Here is a 15396-nt window from a genome sequence, read left to right as displayed (position 1 = left end):
CCGACTCACCCGTCGTCTTCAGCACATGCGAAATACCCTGCGGCTTCAGATCCCAGCCAGACACCCACAAACCCCCGAAACCCGGAACAATCCACACCACGGTCCCGCCGACTGCTCGGCCGGCGGACCACCGACGGCCGGCCACCCGGCCGGCCCCGCGGAATTCTGCACACCGGACGGTGACCGAACGCCGGGCCCGGCCTCTGAGCCGGCCGGCCGCCGCCCGGTCACCGATCCGTCGTCGATGGAAACCTCAGCCGATGTTGTCGACCGCGGCCTTCGCCCTCGCCAGCGTCGACTGCGCGGTCGCGTCGTTCTTCTCCAGCGTCGTCTTCACCAGCTGGATGATGTTCCGCACCTCCTGCGACGCACGGTTCCACCGCTGCTCCTTGCCGTGGTACTCGTCCGCCACACCATCCGCCGTGAAGTCGGCCATCGCCGCCTTCACCTGACGGTCACGCTCACCGATCACCTGCTCCAGCCGGCCGATCACCGACTGCAGCGTCCCCTGCACATCCGCCGACGCCGTCGTGTCGTACGACCGACGATCCTTGCCAGCACCCGCCATCACACACCACTCCCCGTCAAAGAACCCGAACGGCTATCGAACAACAGACATCTGGACCGCAGCAGCGGCCGGTGGGCCGGCTCAGCGGAACCGCGCGGCGTCGAAGTTCGCCGCGCTCATCTGCTGCCGCGCGTTCTCGCCCTGCTCCTGGTCACCGGAGGAGAACGCCGACTCCATGCCCGACTGGCCACCCAGGATCGCCGCCAGCGACGAATTCAGCTCCCGCGTGATCCCGTCCGCGTGCGCCTTGAACTGATCGAACGCCTGCCGACCCGCACCGTTGAACTTCCCCTCCAACGGCTGTGCGGCCTGCACCAGCTGACGGATCAACGCCCCCAGATCGTCGCTCGACCCCCGCGAATCCCTCATCAGCGTCGACAGCGTCTGCGCACCCATGTCGAACTTCACGCCGAACTCTCCTCCCCCTTCACATCATGTGGACCGTGGGCCGCACGCTTGCGCGGCCACGGCATGGCTGGAACATTGCTATCAGGACCGAAGCCACTGTGGGTGATCGGGGCCACGATGTCCACAGGTGCATCACAAATGGCCCCCACCTGCCACTCTCACCGCTCTGTGTGCCGGGCCGTCACCTCGATGCCGTCGCCGTGCTGTCACGGCAGATCAGCAGCAGGGCCCGGTCGTCGTTGACGTCCTTGGCCACGGCCTCGATGAGATGCCAGGCGGCGCCCTGGAAGCCGCCGGCGACGTACCGGTCGGCCTCGCCGGTGAGGCGGTCGATGCCCTCGGCGATGTCCCGGTCGGCCGTCTCGACCAGGCCGTCGGTGAAGAGCATCAGCACGTCGCCGGGGCGCAGCGAGCCCTTGACGGGGTCGAACTGCGCCCCGTCGTACACGCCGAGGAGAGGGCCTTCGGCGGCCTTCTCCTCCCAGCGGCCGGTGCCGGCGCTGAGCTGGAGCCCCGGCGGATGGCCCGCGGAGTACAGCTCGTAGTCGCCGGAGTCCAGGTCGAGGACGAGGTGGATGGAGGTGGCAAAGCCTTCCTGCCAGTCCTGGCGGAGCAGATAGCCGTTGGCCGCGGGCAGGAAGGCGTGCGGGGGCAGACTGCCCAGCAGTCCGCCGAAGGCGCCGGACAGCAGCAGGGCGCGTGAGCCGGCGTCCATGCCCTTGCCGGAGACGTCGGTGAGGACGACCTCCAGGGTGCGGCCGCCGTTGGTGCGGGCCGCGACGACGAAGTCGCCGGAGAAGGACTGGCCTCCTGCGGGGCGCAGCGCCATCTCGTGGTGCCAGCCGGCCGGCAGCACGGGCAGCTTGCTCTGCACGCGGATGCGTTCGCGCAGGTCGAACAGCATCGTGCCGCCGCGCCGCCAGGGCACGCCGACCCGGCTGCGGAACTGGGCGATCAGCAGTCCGATGAACCCGCAGGCGGCGACGGCCAGGACCACGCCGGGTGTCACCCGGGAGGGACCCTCGGTGTACGGGCCGAGCCGGACCGACTCCACGATCAGCGCGGCGGCGGCGGCCGCGTACAGGCCGAGGAGGCTCGCGGGACGCAGCAGCAGGCCGCCCACGACGATGGGCAGCACCAGCGTCACCGGCGAGAACCACACGGAGTCGACGAGGGTCAGGGCCGCGAGCAGCGGGATGGTCAGCAGCAGTCCGCCGAAGGCGATCCAGTCCGAGCCGTCGCCGCGGAAGTAGTCGACGGCGGCCCGGCGCAGGCTGACGCGGGCCCGGTGCCATCGCATCTTGACCCGGGCCGGGAACGTCTCGGCCGCCGTGCGCGGCCCTCGTCCTGCTGCCATCAGTTCGGGACCCTATCCAGCAAAGCCGCCGCTTGGCACAGGAGGTCCGACTTATCCCCCGTCCGAGGCTGGACTTCACATGAATCCGGACGACGACGCATCGAGCGGCGGCCGGGATATCTCATACCTCGTGCCGTATCGTCCCGTTGCGGGCGATCCGTCGTCCGCGGGGCGGTCGCGTGCGGTGACAGGTGCGGTGCCGCTCGGCGGGGGTTCACATCCGGCGCGTATGCGGCAATTCCGGGCGGCCGGTGCGGAGCCGGGTCCGGTGACGTGATCCGGCGGCGCGATGTGCTTCGGCGCGCGCCTGCCCGCGTGCGGCGTCGGCGGAGCAGCCGGCGGCGGAGCCGGGCACGGGCACGGCGGCGGGAGCGGGGTCAGTGCTGCTGGCAGGCGGGACACCAGAAGAGGTTGCGGGCGGCCAGGCCGGCCGTGCGGATCTCGGTGCCGCAGACGTGGCAGGGCTGCTGGGCCCGGCGGTAGACGTACACCTCGCCGCCGTGGTCGTCGACGCGGGGCGGGCGGCCCATCGCCTCGGGGGTGTGTTCGGGGCGGACGGTGTCGATACGGTTGGCGCGGACGCCCTCGCGCATGAGCGTCACGAGGTCGGCCCAGATCGCGTCCCATTCAGCGGGGGTGATGTCCTTGCCGGCGCGGTAGGGGTCGATGCCGTGCCGGAAGAGGACCTCGGCGCGGTAGACGTTGCCGACGCCCGCGATGACCTTCTGGTCCATCAGCAGGGCCGCGATGGAGGTGCGGCTGCGGCGGATGCGCGCCCAGGCGGCGGCCGGGTCGGCGTCGGCGCGGAGCGGGTCGGGGCCGAGACGGTCGTGTATCGCCTGCTTCTCGGTGTCGGTGATCAGAGCGCAGGTGGTGGGGCCGCGCAGGTCGACGTAGGCGGTGGGGCAGGCCAGGCGGAGGCGGACGGTGTCGGCGGGCGGCGGCGCGGGGGCGTCACCGAAGGTGACCTTGCCGAACAGGCCGAGGTGGATGTGGACCCAGTCGCTGTCCCTGAAGTGCAGGAACAGATGCTTGCCGTGGGCGTCGGTACCGGTCAGCACTGCCCCGGTGAGCAGATCGGCCGCGTCGGAGAACTTGCCCTGGGGGCTGGTGACGGTCACGGGCCGGCCGGCGAAGCGGGCCGCGTAGTCCTGGGCCAGGCGGTGGATCGTGTGCCCTTCCGGCACGGTGCGGTGTCCTTTCCTGCCGTTCCTGCCGTCCGGGGCCGGCTCCCCGTTGCCCGCCGTGCGGGGCTGGAGTTCCCCGTTGCGTGCCGTCCGGGGCCCGAGTTCCCCGTTGCCGGTGAAAGGGGCGCCCCGGCGGGCGCCCCGCTCACACTGTCGTGACCTACTGCTGCGGGTGGTGCGCCGGGATCGGCGGGAGCTCGCCCGTCGTCTCGTAGCGCGAGAGCATGTCGATGCGGCGGATGTGGCGCTCGTCACCGGAGAACGGCGTGTTGAGGAAGACCTCGACGAACGTGGTGGCCTCCTCGACCGAGTGCATGCGCGCACCGATCGCGACGACGTTGGCGTTGTTGTGCTGGCGGCCGAGGGCCGCTGTCTCCTCGCTCCAGGCGAGGGCGGCGCGGACGCCCTTGACCTTGTTGGCCGCGATCTGTTCGCCGTTGCCGGAGCCGCCGATCACGATGCCGAGGGAGTCGGGGTCGCCGGCCGTGCGCTCGGCCGCGCGCAGACAGAAGGGCGGGTAGTCGTCCTGGGCGTCGTAGATGTGCGGCCCGCAGTCGACGGGCTCGTGCCCCGCCGCCTTCAGCCACTCGACGAGGTGGTTCTTGAGTTCGAAGCCCGCATGGTCGGAGCCGAGATACACGCGCATGGTCCGAGTGTGGCACGGCCCAATCACCGAGGACATGCCGGGTGCGGCTGCCGAAGAGTGGGCCCACATATCACATGACGCAAGCGATTGTGATGGAAACAACGAACCTCAAGAGAACCTCATGTAACGATTACGTTTCGAAGGTTCACGAATCCGGTGGCCTCAGATTCACTGGACCAGCTCGTGCAGCGCGCTCGTACGGGTTACCGCTCACCCGGCGTAAAGGAAACTGTCCATGACCTCGCAGCCGACCCTGCCGAAGGCTGGAAGCGGCCAGGCGATCCCCGCCTCACCCCACAGATCCGGGCTCCAGGCCGGACTCAAGAACCGTCATCTGTCAATGATCGCGATCGGTGGTGTCATCGGCGCCGGTCTGTTCGTCGGCTCCAGCACCGGCATCGCCACCGCCGGACCCGGCATCCTGATCTCCTACGCACTCGTCGGTGCCCTCGTCGTGCTCGTGATGCGCATGCTCGGCGAGATGTCCGCGGCGAACCCGACCTCCGGCTCCTTCTCCGCGCACGCCGACCGTGCGCTGGGCAGCTGGGCGGGCTTCACCATCGGCTGGCTGTACTGGTTTTTCTGGGTCGTCGTGCTGGCCGTGGAGTCCACCGCGGGCGCGGCGATCCTGGCCGACTGGGTCCCGGCCGTCCCCCAGTGGGGCTGGGCCCTCATCGTCATGGTGGTGCTGACCGCCACCAACCTGGTCTCCGTCGGCTCCTACGGTGAGTTCGAGTTCTGGTTCGCCGGGATCAAGGTCGTCGCGATCGCCGCGTTCATCGTCATCGGTCTGCTGGCCGTCCTGGGCATCCTGCCCGGCGTCCACGCCGAGCAGGCGTCCTTCTCCAACCTGACCAGCCACGGCGGCTTCCTGCCGCACGGCCCCGGATCCATCCTCACCGGTGTGCTGCTCGTCGTGTTCTCCTTCATGGGCAGCGAGATCGCCACCCTGGCCGCGGGCGAGTCCGAGGACCCGCAGCGCGCGGTCACCAAGTCGACCAACAGCATCATCTGGCGGATCGCCGTCTTCTACCTCGGCTCGATCTTCGTCGTGGTCTCCCTGATCCCCTGGGACGACAAGACGATCGCCGACAAGGGCTCGTACGTCGCGGCGCTGGACTCCCTGGGCATCCCCCACGCCGGCCAGATCATGGACCTCATCGTGCTGGTCTCGGTGCTGTCCTGTCTCAACTCCGGCCTGTACACCGCCTCCCGCATGGCCTTCTCGCTCGGTGAGCGCGGGGACGCCCCGCGGGCGTTCGCCCGCACCACCGCACGGGGTGTGCCGAGGACCGCGATCCTCGTCTCGGTCGCCTTCGGCTTCCTCGCTGTGTTCTTCAACTACGAGTTCCCGGACACCGTCTTCCTCTTCCTCGTCAACTCCTCCGGCGCCGTCGCCCTGTTCGTGTGGCTGGTGATCTGCTTGTCGCAGCTGCGGATGCGGCGCATCATCCAGCGCGAGGCCCCGGAGAAGCTGATCGTGAAGATGTGGCTGTACCCCTATCTGACGTGGGCGGCCGCCGCTCTGATCCTGGGCGTCTTCGGATACATGCTGACCGACACCGAGCACGACGGCCGCGAAACCGTGCTGCTGTCGCTGCTGGTCGCGGCGATCGTGCTGGTGATCGCCGTGGTCAAGCAGAGACTGACCGGCCGCCGTCCTCCGGTGGCCGCGGCAGCCGACCGGGAGCAGGTTGCGGCCGGCGACTGACCCGGTCCCGCCCTGACGCAGAACGAAGGAGGGAGCCCCGCGGGGCTCCCTCCTCGTGCGTGTGCGGGGCCTTCTCGTGCGTGTGCGGTGACCGCGTCCGGTCGTGCCCCGCCGCACCGCGCGCAGACGGCATCCGCCGGCATGCATACGGAAGGCTCACCGGGTTCTCAGCGGTACCCGGCGAGCCTTCCGTGCGGCGACCGGGGCGTCAGCGCTTGCCGGCCAGCTTCCAGGCGGTGGGCAGCAGCCCCATCGCCAGGACGGCCTTGAGGGCGTCGCCGATCAGGTACGGGACGAGGCCGGCCGCGATCGCGGCGGAGGCGGACATGCCGGCGGACACGGCCAGATAGGGCACGCCGACGGCGTAGATGACCGCCTCGCCGAGGACCATCGCGCCGGCCATGCGCAGCGGGGAGCGGTCGGCGCCGCGCCGGGCCAGGGCACCCACGACGGCGGAGGCGAGCAGCATACCGAGGACGTAACCGAAGGTGACCAGGCCCGGCCCCGAGGCGCCGCCCGCGAACCACGGCACACCGGCCAGACCGGCGAGCGCGTACAGCGCCAGCGACAGCATGCCGCGGCGGGCACCGAGCGTGGTGCCGACGAGCAGGGCGGCGAACGTCTGCCCGGTCACCGGCACCGGGGAGTGGGGCACCGGCACCGCGATCTGGGCCGCCAGGCCGGTGAGCACGGCGCCGCCGGCCACGAGGGCGGCATCGCGCACACGGGACGCGGGCAGAAGATCGGCGAGGACGGCGCCGGAACGGGCGCCGGCAGCAGCGGTGCTCATGGGGACTCCCCGGGGGTGAAGTGGACATGTGGGAACACCGTGACGCTATACCGGCACATCACCGCCCCTCACCGTCAGCGCTCGACAAAGGGCCGGACACACCCTGGTGGGCTCCGCACAAAGCCCGCGGCCTACACCCGGCACGGCGTGAGAACGGTCACCGAAGCCGTGTGGACGCCGCCACAGACCGGGGGCCGGGCATCCACTGCGGCGGGGGCCGGACGTCCGCTGCGGCCGGTGCCTGCAGTGGCCGGTGCCTGCGGCGGCCGGGAAACACTGCCCGTTCGGCACCTGTGACTGCCCTCGGGTCCCTGGCGCCCGTGCCGCCCGTCGCGTCACGCTGAGCAGCGCGCACCGCGGGGTCCGCTCCCGCCGAACGACACCGTGCCCGGACCGCCGGGCCGCCCGACGAGTGACGAGGTACGGAGACACTGTGCACGACCGGGAGAGGGTCAAGCCGACGACGGCGGCAAGCAGGAGCGTCCCGGCCCATACTCCCTCGGTCACCGCGCCGGCCCCTCAACAGCGGTCCGCGCCGGCACAGGCCCTCCTCGCGCTGCAGCGCACGGCGGGCAACAGCGCCGTCGTCCAGACGCTCCGTCAGGCCGGGAACGATCAGGAGCAGCATCGGCACGGCCCCGGCTGCGGCCACCAGGCCCCCGGGCAGCCGCACATCCAGCGGTCCGCCGTGCACGAGGTGCTGCGCGGCAGCGGCAGGCCGCTCGGCGGGGACGTCCGCGCCGACATGGAGGCCCGGCTCGGCGCCGACTTCTCCGACGTCCGCATCCACGACGACGCCGCCGCCAAGGCCTCGGCCGCCGAGCTGGGTGCGCGCGCCTACACCTCGGGCAACCACATCGTGATCGGTGAGGGCGGCGCCGACCGCCACACCCTCGCGCACGAGCTGACCCATGTGATCCAGCAGCGTCAGGGTCCGGTGGCGGGCACCGACAACGGCGCCGGCCTGAAGGTCTCCGACCCGTCGGACCGCTTCGAGCGGGAGGCCGAGGCGAACGCGACGCTCGCCCTGTCCCGGCCCGCGCCGGCGACGGCCGGCCACGATCACGAAGACGGCCGGTGAACGGACCGCGCCGCCACCGGGGCACAGGTGCAGGGTCCGGAAGCGCAGGACGAGCCGTGGCTCACCGTCTCCAGGGGCGTGGTCACGCCTCCCCGTACTTCCAGGCCACCGAGGCGTCCGAGCAACCGACGTGGAACCAGGACACGTTCATGTGCGAGGGCGGCTCGCACACTCCCTGACGGACGCTTCTCCGGCCCGCGTCGATCCGCTCGGCCGCTCGCGTCACACGCCTTTCATGAACGGCGTCACACGAAGTTCATGTTCTCACAAAATTCCGCTTGTTGACATCGGCTGTCCGCAGCCGGGAGCATGATTGCCATGAGCCCGTTCACGAGCTGTCGCACTCTGTGTCGCTGACCCGTTGACGCGCCCCGGAGCACTTTTCCTCCGGCTGTCCGGTGCGTCCTGGCGCGCATTTCGTTTCCCGGCCTCCTTTCCCGGGTTACCTTTTCCGGTCTCCTTTCCCGGGTTTCCGCTCTCCGGCCGATTTTCCTTCCGGCCGTGCTTCTTCCGGGTGAGCGCCCGTCGCCTGTGCACGCCTCGGCGGCGGGTTCTTTCCGGTCCGCACGGCCGCGTTCGCCGACGCGTTGTTTTCTTCCCTTCCCGAGACTTCCGCGGAGTTCCCCCATGTCCTCAGCGTCTCCACCCGGCCTCGACCGGCGGGTGTTCCTGACCGCCCTGCTCGGCACCGCCGCCGCGACGGCCGGGCTGAGCGGCTGCGCCGGCTCCCGTGCCTCCGCCTCGTCCGCCGACCTGTCCGCGCCGCTGGCGGACAAGGTCCCGCCCGGAACCAGTCTGAACATCGCCAGCTATCAGGACGTGCAGCAGCTGCAATTCCGTCTGGCCGGATTTTCCAAGCTGCCGTTCACCGTCTCGCACTGGCTGAACATAGGCGCGGGCCCCGATGTCATCAACGCCTTCCGTGCCACGTCCCTGGATGTGGCGGACAATGCCGGGATCCCCCCGATCCAGGCGCACTACCAGGGCTTCGACGCGAAGATCGTGGCGATCGACATCACCCGTAAACCGAATTACCTATTCGCCACCAGGCCCGGCAGCGACATCCACACGGTCGAGGATTTCAAGGGCAAACGGCTCGCCTTCTCGCAGGGGCAGGCCCAGGGCGTTGTCCTGCTGCGCGCTCTGAAAAAGGCGGGCCTGGCCTACCGGGAGGTGAAGCTCATTCCGCTGACCAGCAATCAGTTCCTCACCGCGCTGCAGTCCGGCCAGGTGGACGTCGCCCCGCTCGCCAACGAGCAGGCGCCGGCGTATCTGCGGCAGTACGGATCCAAGGGCGCCCGCATCATCCGTACCGACGTCGTGGATCTGCTCAAGCTGCTGTGGGCGCCGGTCTCCGTGCTCGCCGACCGGGCCAAGGCCGCCGCGATCGCCGCGTACATCCCCTACTGGGCCAAGGGTCTGGTGTGGCAGTGGGAGCACCCGGACGTGTGGAACCGGGAGTTCTACGTCACAAAGCAGAACCTGACCCTCGCCCAGGCCGAGGCGGTCACCGCGCTCGCCAACAAGCCGCTGTTCCCGCCCAGCTGGGACGAGGCGATCCGGTGGGAGCAGGAGACCGCGGACCTGCTCGCCGAGGGCGGGTTCGTGAAGCGGTTCACGGTCGACTCGCTGTTCGACCGGCGTTTCGAGCCCCTGGCCGCCGACGCCGTGCCGGCGCAGTACCGGAGGTGACGGCCGTGACCACCACCGCACCCTCGACCTCCGCGTCCCGTACAGCGGACGGCACCGCGGCGAGCACCGGCACCGGGGCCCGCCCGGGCCGGAAACGGAGCCGCCGCACACTCACGCCCGGCCGCCGTGTGCCCGCGGGCCGGCTGATCGGACCCGCCGTCGTCCTGGCGCTGTGGGCGGCCGGTTCCGCCGCCGGGCAGCTCGACCCGGGCGCGATCCCGGCGCCCTGGACGGTGGCGCGGACGGCCGTACGGCTGTGGACCGAGGGCACCCTGCCCTCCGACATCGCGACCTCGCTGCGGCGCGCCGCCCTCGGCTTCGCCATCGGTCTGACCGCCGGGGTGGTGCTGGCGCTGGCCTCCGGGCTCAGCCGGATCGGCGAGGCCCTGATCGACGGGACGGTGCAGCTCAACCGGGCCGTCCCGACCCTCGGTCTGATCCCGCTGTTCATCCTGTGGCTGGGCATCGGCGAGACCTTCAAGATCGCGATCATCGCGATCGTCGTCTACATCCCGGTCTATCTGAACACCCATGCCGCGCTGTCCGGCATCGACACCCGGTTCGTCGAACTGGCCGAGGTGCAGGGCCTGTCCCGGCCGCAGTTCATCCGCCAGGTGGTGATCCCCGGCGCGCTGCCCGGCTTCTTCGTCGGACTGCGGCTCGCCGTGACCGGGTCCTGGCTGGGCCTGGTGGTGCTGGAGCAGATCAACGCCACCAGCGGCCTCGGTTACCTGATGTTCCAGGCCCAGAACTACGGCCAGACCGACATCATCCTGGTCGGTTTGCTGATCTACGGCGTGTTCGGCCTGGTCTCCGACAGCGTGGTCCGCCTGATCGAACGGAGGGTGCTGTCGTGGCGCCGCACACTGAGCGTCTGACCCGGCCCGCCGTCCGGCTGCGCGGCCTGACCCGCTCCTTCGCGGGCCGCACGGTCCTCGACGGCATCGACCTGGACCTGCCGGCCGGCCAGTTCACGGCCCTGCTCGGGCACAGCGGTTCCGGCAAGAGCACCTTGCTGCGGGCCGTCGCCGGACTCGACCACGGTGTCGAGGGCAGCGGCGAGATCAGCGCCCCTGAGCGGGTGTCCGTGGTCTTCCAGGACTCCCGGCTGCTGCCCTGGCGGCGGGTGCTGCCCAACGTTCTGCTGGGCACGGACGGCAAGGACGCCGCCGAGCGCGGCCGGGCCGCCCTGGCCGAGGTGGGCCTGGCGGGCCGGGAACGGGCCTGGCCGAGCGAGCTGTCCGGCGGCGAGGCCCAGCGTGCCGCGCTGGCCCGCTCGCTGGTGCGCGAGCCGGAACTGCTGCTGGCCGACGAGCCGTTCGGCGCGCTGGACGCGCTGACCAAGATCCGTATGCATGGCCTGCTGCGCGACCTGTGGCAGCGGCACCGGCCGTCGGTGCTGCTGGTCACCCACGACGTGGACGAGGCCCTGGTGCTCGCCGACCGGATCCTCGTCCTGGACTCCGGCCGTATCGGCCTGGACCTCGCCCTGGACCGTCCCCATCCGCGCTCGCCGCGCGATCCGGTGCTGGGCGCCTGCCGGGAACGGCTGCTGGCCGCCCTCGGCGTCACCGAGGAAGCCGCCTGACCCGCCGCCGCACACCGCGCCCGGCGCCCCGATCCGGTCCGGGCCGGTCCGCTCCGGTCCGCCTTATCGGCCCCCGCGATCCCGCCCCTGCTTCCGGTCCCTGCGATCCCCGTCCCGTCCCCGATCCCCGTCCCGTCTCCGATTCCCGTCCCGTCCGATCCGGTTCCCGTCCCGAAAACTCGTATGAAAGGACCCGTCCATGTCCCTGAAGATCACCAAGGTCACCGCCCGCATCGGCGCCCGGGTGTCCGGCGTCGACCTCACCCGTCCCCTCAGCGATGAGCAGGTCGCCGAGATCCGCGAGGCCCTGAACGTCCACAAGGCGCTGGTGTTCGACGCCACCGGCCTGGACGACGCCGGCCAGGAGGCGTTCCTGAGCCGGTTCGGGGAGCTGACCACCGCCCACCCGACCGTCCCGGCGGTCGAGGGCGCCCCGAACGTGCTGCCCGTGGACAGCGAGCGGGGCCGCTCCAACCACTGGCACACCGACGTCACCTTCGTGGTGAACCCGCCGCAGGTCACCAGCCTGCGCAGCATCACGATCCCGCCGTACGGCGGCGAGACCCTGATCGCGAACGCGGCGGCCGCCTACCGGGACCTGCCCGAGCCGCTGCGCCGCCTCGCGGACACCTTGTGGGCGGAGCACACCAACGACTACGACTACGCCGTGCCGGACGAGGCGATCGACGAGGCGGAGGCCGCCCGCCGGGCCCAGTTCACCTCCATCCGCTACCGCACCGCCCATCCGGTGGTCCGCGTCCACCCCCTCACCGGGGAGCGCGGGCTGTTCATCGGCGGGTTCGCGCAGCGGATCGTCGGGCTGTCGGCCGGCGAGTCCCGCAAGATCCTGGAGCTGCTCCAGGCGTATGTGACCCGGCCGGAGAACGTGCTGCGCCACCGCTGGTCGGAGAACGAGCTGGTGCTGTTCGACAACCGGATCACCCAGCACTACGCCATCGACAACTACGACGACCTGCCCCGCCGACTGCACCGGGTGACCGTCGCCGGCGAGGTGCCGGTGGGTGCGGACGGCAAGCAGAGCTGGGCGATCGAGGGCGATGCCTCCCACTACACGGCTGTCGCCCCGGTTCCCGTCGGCGCGTAAGCTGCTGTTCACCCTGTGTGCGGCTGATGTCCGGATCGTGGGCAGCCGTCTCATCCGGCCGGGCCGGCTGTCCACACTGGGACCTTTGCCCCTGTTCCCGTCCTGGACACGCCGCCCCATGCCACGCAGTACCACCGCCGTCGAGACGCCCGCGCAGCGGGCGGACGACGCCTCCCTGTCGCACGGTCTCAAGCAGCGCCACCTGTCGATGATCGCCCTCGGGGGCGTCATCGGGGCCGGTCTGTTCGTCGGTTCCGGCGCCGGCATCGCCGCCGCCGGGCCGTCGATCATCGTCGCCTACTCCCTGTCCGGCATCCTCGTGATGCTGGTGATGCGGATGCTGGGCGAGCTGTCCGCCGCCTACCCGTCCTCCGGCTCGTTCTCCACGCACGCCGAGCGGGCGCTCGGCCCGTGGGCCGGGTTCACGGTGGGCTGGGCCTTCTGGGTGCTGCTGTGCACGGCGGTGGGCCTGGAGGGCATCGGCGCCGCGACCATCGTCACCGGCTGGCTGCCGGGCACCCCGCAGTGGGTGTGGGTGGCGCTGTTCATGGTGCTCTTCTGCGGCACGAACCTCGCCGCTGTGAAGAACTTCGGCGAGTTCGAGTTCTGGTTCGCCACCCTGAAGGTGGCCGCGATCGTCCTGTTCCTGGTGCTGGGCGTGCTGGCGATCGCGGGCGTGCTGCCGGGCACCGACTCGCCGGGCGCCTCGCATCTGAGCGACTTCCTGCCGCACGGCGGGCACGGCCTGATCGTGGGTCTGCTCGCCTCCGTGTTCGCCTACGGCGGCCTGGAGACGGTGACGATCGCGGCGGCCGAGTCGGAGGACCCGGTGCGCGGCGTGGCGGGCGCGGTGCGCACCGCGATGTGGCGCATCGCCCTGTTCTACATCGGCTCCATGGCCGTCGTGGTCACCCTGGTGCCGTGGGACGACCCGGAGGTCGTCGACAAGGGCCCGTACGTGGCCACGCTGGACCACCTCGGCATCCCCGCCGCCGGGCAGCTGATGAACGTGGTGGTGCTGGTGGCGCTGCTGAGCGCGATGAACGCCAACATCTACGGCTCCTCGCGCATCGCCTACTCGCTGGTGCGGCGCGGCCAGGGCCCCAAGGCGCTGGCGCGAGTCACCGGCGGGGTGCCGCGCGCCGCGGTGCTGACCTCCTCGGCCTTCGGTTTCATCTGTGTGCTGCTGAGCTACTGGCGGCCCGACGACGTCTTCCCGTGGCTGCTGAACATGATCGGCGCGGTGGTGCTGGTCGTGTGGATCTTCATCGCCCTCTCGCAGCTCATGCTGCGCACCCGGCTGGAGCGTGAGGAGCCGCAGAAGCTGGTCGTGCGGATGTGGCTGTTCCCGTGGCTGACCTGTCTGGCCATGGCCGGCATGGTGGCGATCTTCCTGCTGATGGCCCAGGAGCCCGACACCCGGGTGCAGCTGTACTCGACGGGCGCGATGACGCTGGTCCTGGCGGCGGCCGGCTACGTCTGGCAGCGGAGCCGGGCCCGCACCCGCACCTGACCTGCCCGCTCCCGCACCGCAAGGCCCCCACGACGACTCCTTGAATCCAAGGACCGTGGGGGCCTTCGTCTTGCCCTCCCCCGGCAGGATGCTGATAACTTGTAGTTGCAACCTCATTGCAATAAGACCGAGGGGACTCCATGCCCGTCTACACGCTGCCGGACCTGCCCTACGACTACGCGGCGCTCGCCCCGGTGATCAGCCCCGAGATCATCGAGCTGCACCACGACAAGCACCACGCGGCGTACGTGAAGGGCGCCAACGACACGCTGGAACAGCTGGCCGAGGCGCGGGAGAAGGAGCAGTGGGGCTCGGTCAACGGCCTGGAGAAGAACCTGGCCTTCCACCTCTCCGGTCACATCCTGCACAGCATCTACTGGCACAACATGACCGGCCCGAAGGAGGGCGGCGGTGAGCCGCTGGAGGCCGACGGCGTGGGCGAGCTGGCGGAGGCGATCAAGGAGTCCTTCGGGTCCTTCGCCCGTTTCAAGGCGCAGCTGTCCAAGGCGGCGGCCACCACACAGGGCTCGGGCTGGGGCGTGCTGGCGTACGAGCCGCTGAGCGGCCGGCTGATCGTCGAGCAGGTCTACGACCACCAGGGCAACGTCGGCCAGGCATCCACCCCGATCCTGGTCTTCGACGCCTGGGAGCACGCCTTCTACCTGCAGTACCGCAACCAGAAGGCCGACTTCGTCGAGGCCATGTGGCAGGTGGTGAACTGGCAGGACGTGGCCCGGCGGTACGCCGCCGCGAAGTCCCGCACGGACGTGCTGCTGCTCGCGCCCTGAGGGCGCGCCCGGGACCGCCCTGCCTCGTGATCGTCTTCTCACCTCTTCGCGGCGGCGGGCGGAAGAGCCCCCGTGGGGATGCGTCCCACGGGGGCTCTCCTCGTCGGCCGGGGCGGGCACGGCCCACCGCGCGGGACCTCTCCCGCGGGCACGGCGGCCCGTGGCAAGACGCGCGGCCGCCACCGTGCTCCCCGCCGGTGCGGGGGTCAATCCTCGAAGACGGGGCCCTGGGTGCGGGTCCGCTTGATCTCGTAGAAGCCGGGGATCGAGGCGACCGCGATGGTGCCGTCCCACAGCTTGGCGGCCTGTTCGCCCTTCGGGGCGGGGGTGACGACCGGGCCGAAGAAGGCGATCTGCTCGCCGTCGGGGCCGGGCAGCGCGATCACCGGGGTGCCCACCTCCTGGCCGACCTTGTCGATGCCCTCCTTGTGGGAGGCGCGCAGCTCGGCCTCGAACTCGAAGCCGTCCTGGTCGGCGTACTCCACCAGCTCGGTGGGCAGGCCGACCTCCTCCAGGGCGGCGATCATGGCCTCGCGCGTCGGGCCCTCGCCCCGGTTGTGGAAGCGGGTGCCGAGCGCGGTGTAGAGCGGGCCGAGGACGTCCTGGCCGTGCTTCTGCCAGGCCGCGGTCACCACCCGGACCGGGCCCCAGGCCTTGGTGGTCATCATCTCCCGGTACTCCTCGGGCAGCTGGTCCAGCTTGTCCTCGTTGAGCACCGCCAGGCTCATGATGTGCCAGCGCACCTCGATGTCCCGCAGCTTCTCCACCTCCAGCACCCACCGGGAGGTCATCCATGCCCAGGGGCACAGCGGGTCGAACCAGAAGTCGACGGGGGTCTTGCCGGAGGCGGTCGTGGCGGAGGCGGTCTCGGACATGGCTCTCCTCGGAATGCGGTCTTTGATGACCGCAACACCGAGGACGGACGTGGTCATTCCCTGCTGCCGTCCCCTCAGGAGCACATG

The 15396-nt window shown here is 70.7% G+C and carries 15 protein-coding genes and 1 pseudogene; 9 read left to right on the top strand and 7 right to left on the bottom strand.

Annotation, left to right across the window (positions count from 1 at the left end; genetic code table 11):
• Positions 1-253 precede the first annotated feature (253 nt).
• The 5 genes from IE286_RS21110 to IE286_RS21090 all read right to left on the bottom strand — a co-directional run bounded on the left by IE286_RS21110 (position 254) and on the right by IE286_RS21090 (position 4166).
• Entirely contained in the window at positions 254-568 is a 315-nt protein-coding gene (locus tag IE286_RS21110) for a pore-forming ESAT-6 family protein (protein ID WP_189798334.1), read from the bottom strand.
• A gap of 81 nt (positions 569-649) precedes the next feature.
• Positions 650-976 carry a hypothetical protein gene (locus IE286_RS21105; RefSeq protein WP_189798333.1) on the bottom strand — a complete coding sequence of 109 codons (327 nt, stop codon included), beginning with the start codon at positions 974-976 and terminating at the stop codon, positions 650-652.
• 181 nt (positions 977-1157) lie between these two features.
• Positions 1158-2333, bottom strand: coding sequence for a PP2C family protein-serine/threonine phosphatase (locus IE286_RS21100; protein WP_189798332.1), 1176 nt, complete (start codon positions 2331-2333; stop codon positions 1158-1160).
• Between the two features lie 377 nt (positions 2334-2710).
• Positions 2711-3520: an Fpg/Nei family DNA glycosylase gene (locus IE286_RS21095; protein WP_189798331.1), complete on the bottom strand. Its 810-nt coding sequence runs from the start codon at positions 3518-3520 to the stop codon at positions 2711-2713.
• A 160-nt stretch (positions 3521-3680) separates the two neighbouring features.
• On the bottom strand, positions 3681-4166 hold the full coding sequence (locus IE286_RS21090; protein WP_189798330.1) for a ribose-5-phosphate isomerase: 486 nt from the start codon (positions 4164-4166) through the stop codon (positions 3681-3683).
• 235 nt (positions 4167-4401) lie between these two features.
• Between IE286_RS21090 and IE286_RS21085 the strand changes: the two genes are divergently transcribed.
• On the top strand, positions 4402-5877 hold the full coding sequence (locus IE286_RS21085) for an amino acid permease (protein WP_189798329.1): 1476 nt from the start codon (positions 4402-4404) through the stop codon (positions 5875-5877).
• Between the two features lie 208 nt (positions 5878-6085).
• On the opposite strand, the gene IE286_RS21080 is transcribed toward IE286_RS21085, so the two are convergent.
• On the bottom strand, positions 6086-6667 hold the full coding sequence (locus IE286_RS21080; RefSeq protein WP_189798328.1) for a biotin transporter BioY: 582 nt from the start codon (positions 6665-6667) through the stop codon (positions 6086-6088).
• 433 nt (positions 6668-7100) lie between these two features.
• Here IE286_RS21080 and IE286_RS21075 point away from each other — a divergent pair.
• From IE286_RS21075 to IE286_RS21045, 8 genes and pseudogenes are all read left to right on the top strand, one after another.
• Positions 7101-7721, top strand: a pseudogene (locus IE286_RS21075) (eCIS core domain-containing protein); the annotation flags it as partial.
• Between the two features lie 83 nt (positions 7722-7804).
• Positions 7805-7927, top strand: a complete 123-nt coding sequence (locus IE286_RS27680) for a hypothetical protein (protein WP_267970005.1) — start codon at positions 7805-7807, stop codon at positions 7925-7927.
• Between the two features lie 448 nt (positions 7928-8375).
• On the top strand, positions 8376-9440 hold the full coding sequence (locus tag IE286_RS21070; protein ID WP_189798326.1) for an ABC transporter substrate-binding protein: 1065 nt from the start codon (positions 8376-8378) through the stop codon (positions 9438-9440).
• On the top strand, positions 9437-10318 hold the full coding sequence (locus IE286_RS21065) for an ABC transporter permease (protein WP_189798325.1): 882 nt from the start codon (positions 9437-9439) through the stop codon (positions 10316-10318). Before IE286_RS21070 ends, IE286_RS21065 begins: the two co-directional genes overlap by 4 nt.
• Positions 10294-11028: an ABC transporter ATP-binding protein gene (locus IE286_RS21060; RefSeq protein WP_189798324.1), complete on the top strand. Its 735-nt coding sequence runs from the start codon at positions 10294-10296 to the stop codon at positions 11026-11028. Before IE286_RS21065 ends, IE286_RS21060 begins: the two co-directional genes overlap by 25 nt.
• A 199-nt stretch (positions 11029-11227) precedes the next feature.
• Positions 11228-12133: a TauD/TfdA dioxygenase family protein gene (locus IE286_RS21055; protein ID WP_189798323.1), complete on the top strand. Its 906-nt coding sequence runs from the start codon at positions 11228-11230 to the stop codon at positions 12131-12133.
• Between the two features lie 118 nt (positions 12134-12251).
• Positions 12252-13646: an amino acid permease gene (locus tag IE286_RS21050; RefSeq protein ID WP_189798322.1), complete on the top strand. Its 1395-nt coding sequence runs from the start codon at positions 12252-12254 to the stop codon at positions 13644-13646.
• A gap of 140 nt (positions 13647-13786) precedes the next feature.
• Entirely contained in the window at positions 13787-14434 is a 648-nt protein-coding gene (locus tag IE286_RS21045; RefSeq protein WP_189798321.1) for a superoxide dismutase, read from the top strand.
• Positions 14435-14640: 206 nt separating this feature from the next.
• Here IE286_RS21045 and IE286_RS21040 read toward each other — a convergent pair whose 3' ends face one another.
• A complete protein-coding gene (locus IE286_RS21040) occupies positions 14641-15309 on the bottom strand; it encodes a mycothiol-dependent nitroreductase Rv2466c family protein (protein ID WP_189798320.1) in 669 nt (222 codons plus the stop codon).
• Positions 15310-15396 lie beyond the last annotated feature (87 nt).

The organism is Streptomyces thermodiastaticus (genome assembly GCF_014656135.1).
GTDB classification, from domain to species: domain Bacteria; phylum Actinomycetota; class Actinomycetes; order Streptomycetales; family Streptomycetaceae; genus Streptomyces; species Streptomyces thermodiastaticus.
The sequence above is the reverse complement of the archived record's forward strand: the minus strand, read 5'-3'. Positions and strand labels throughout refer to the sequence as shown.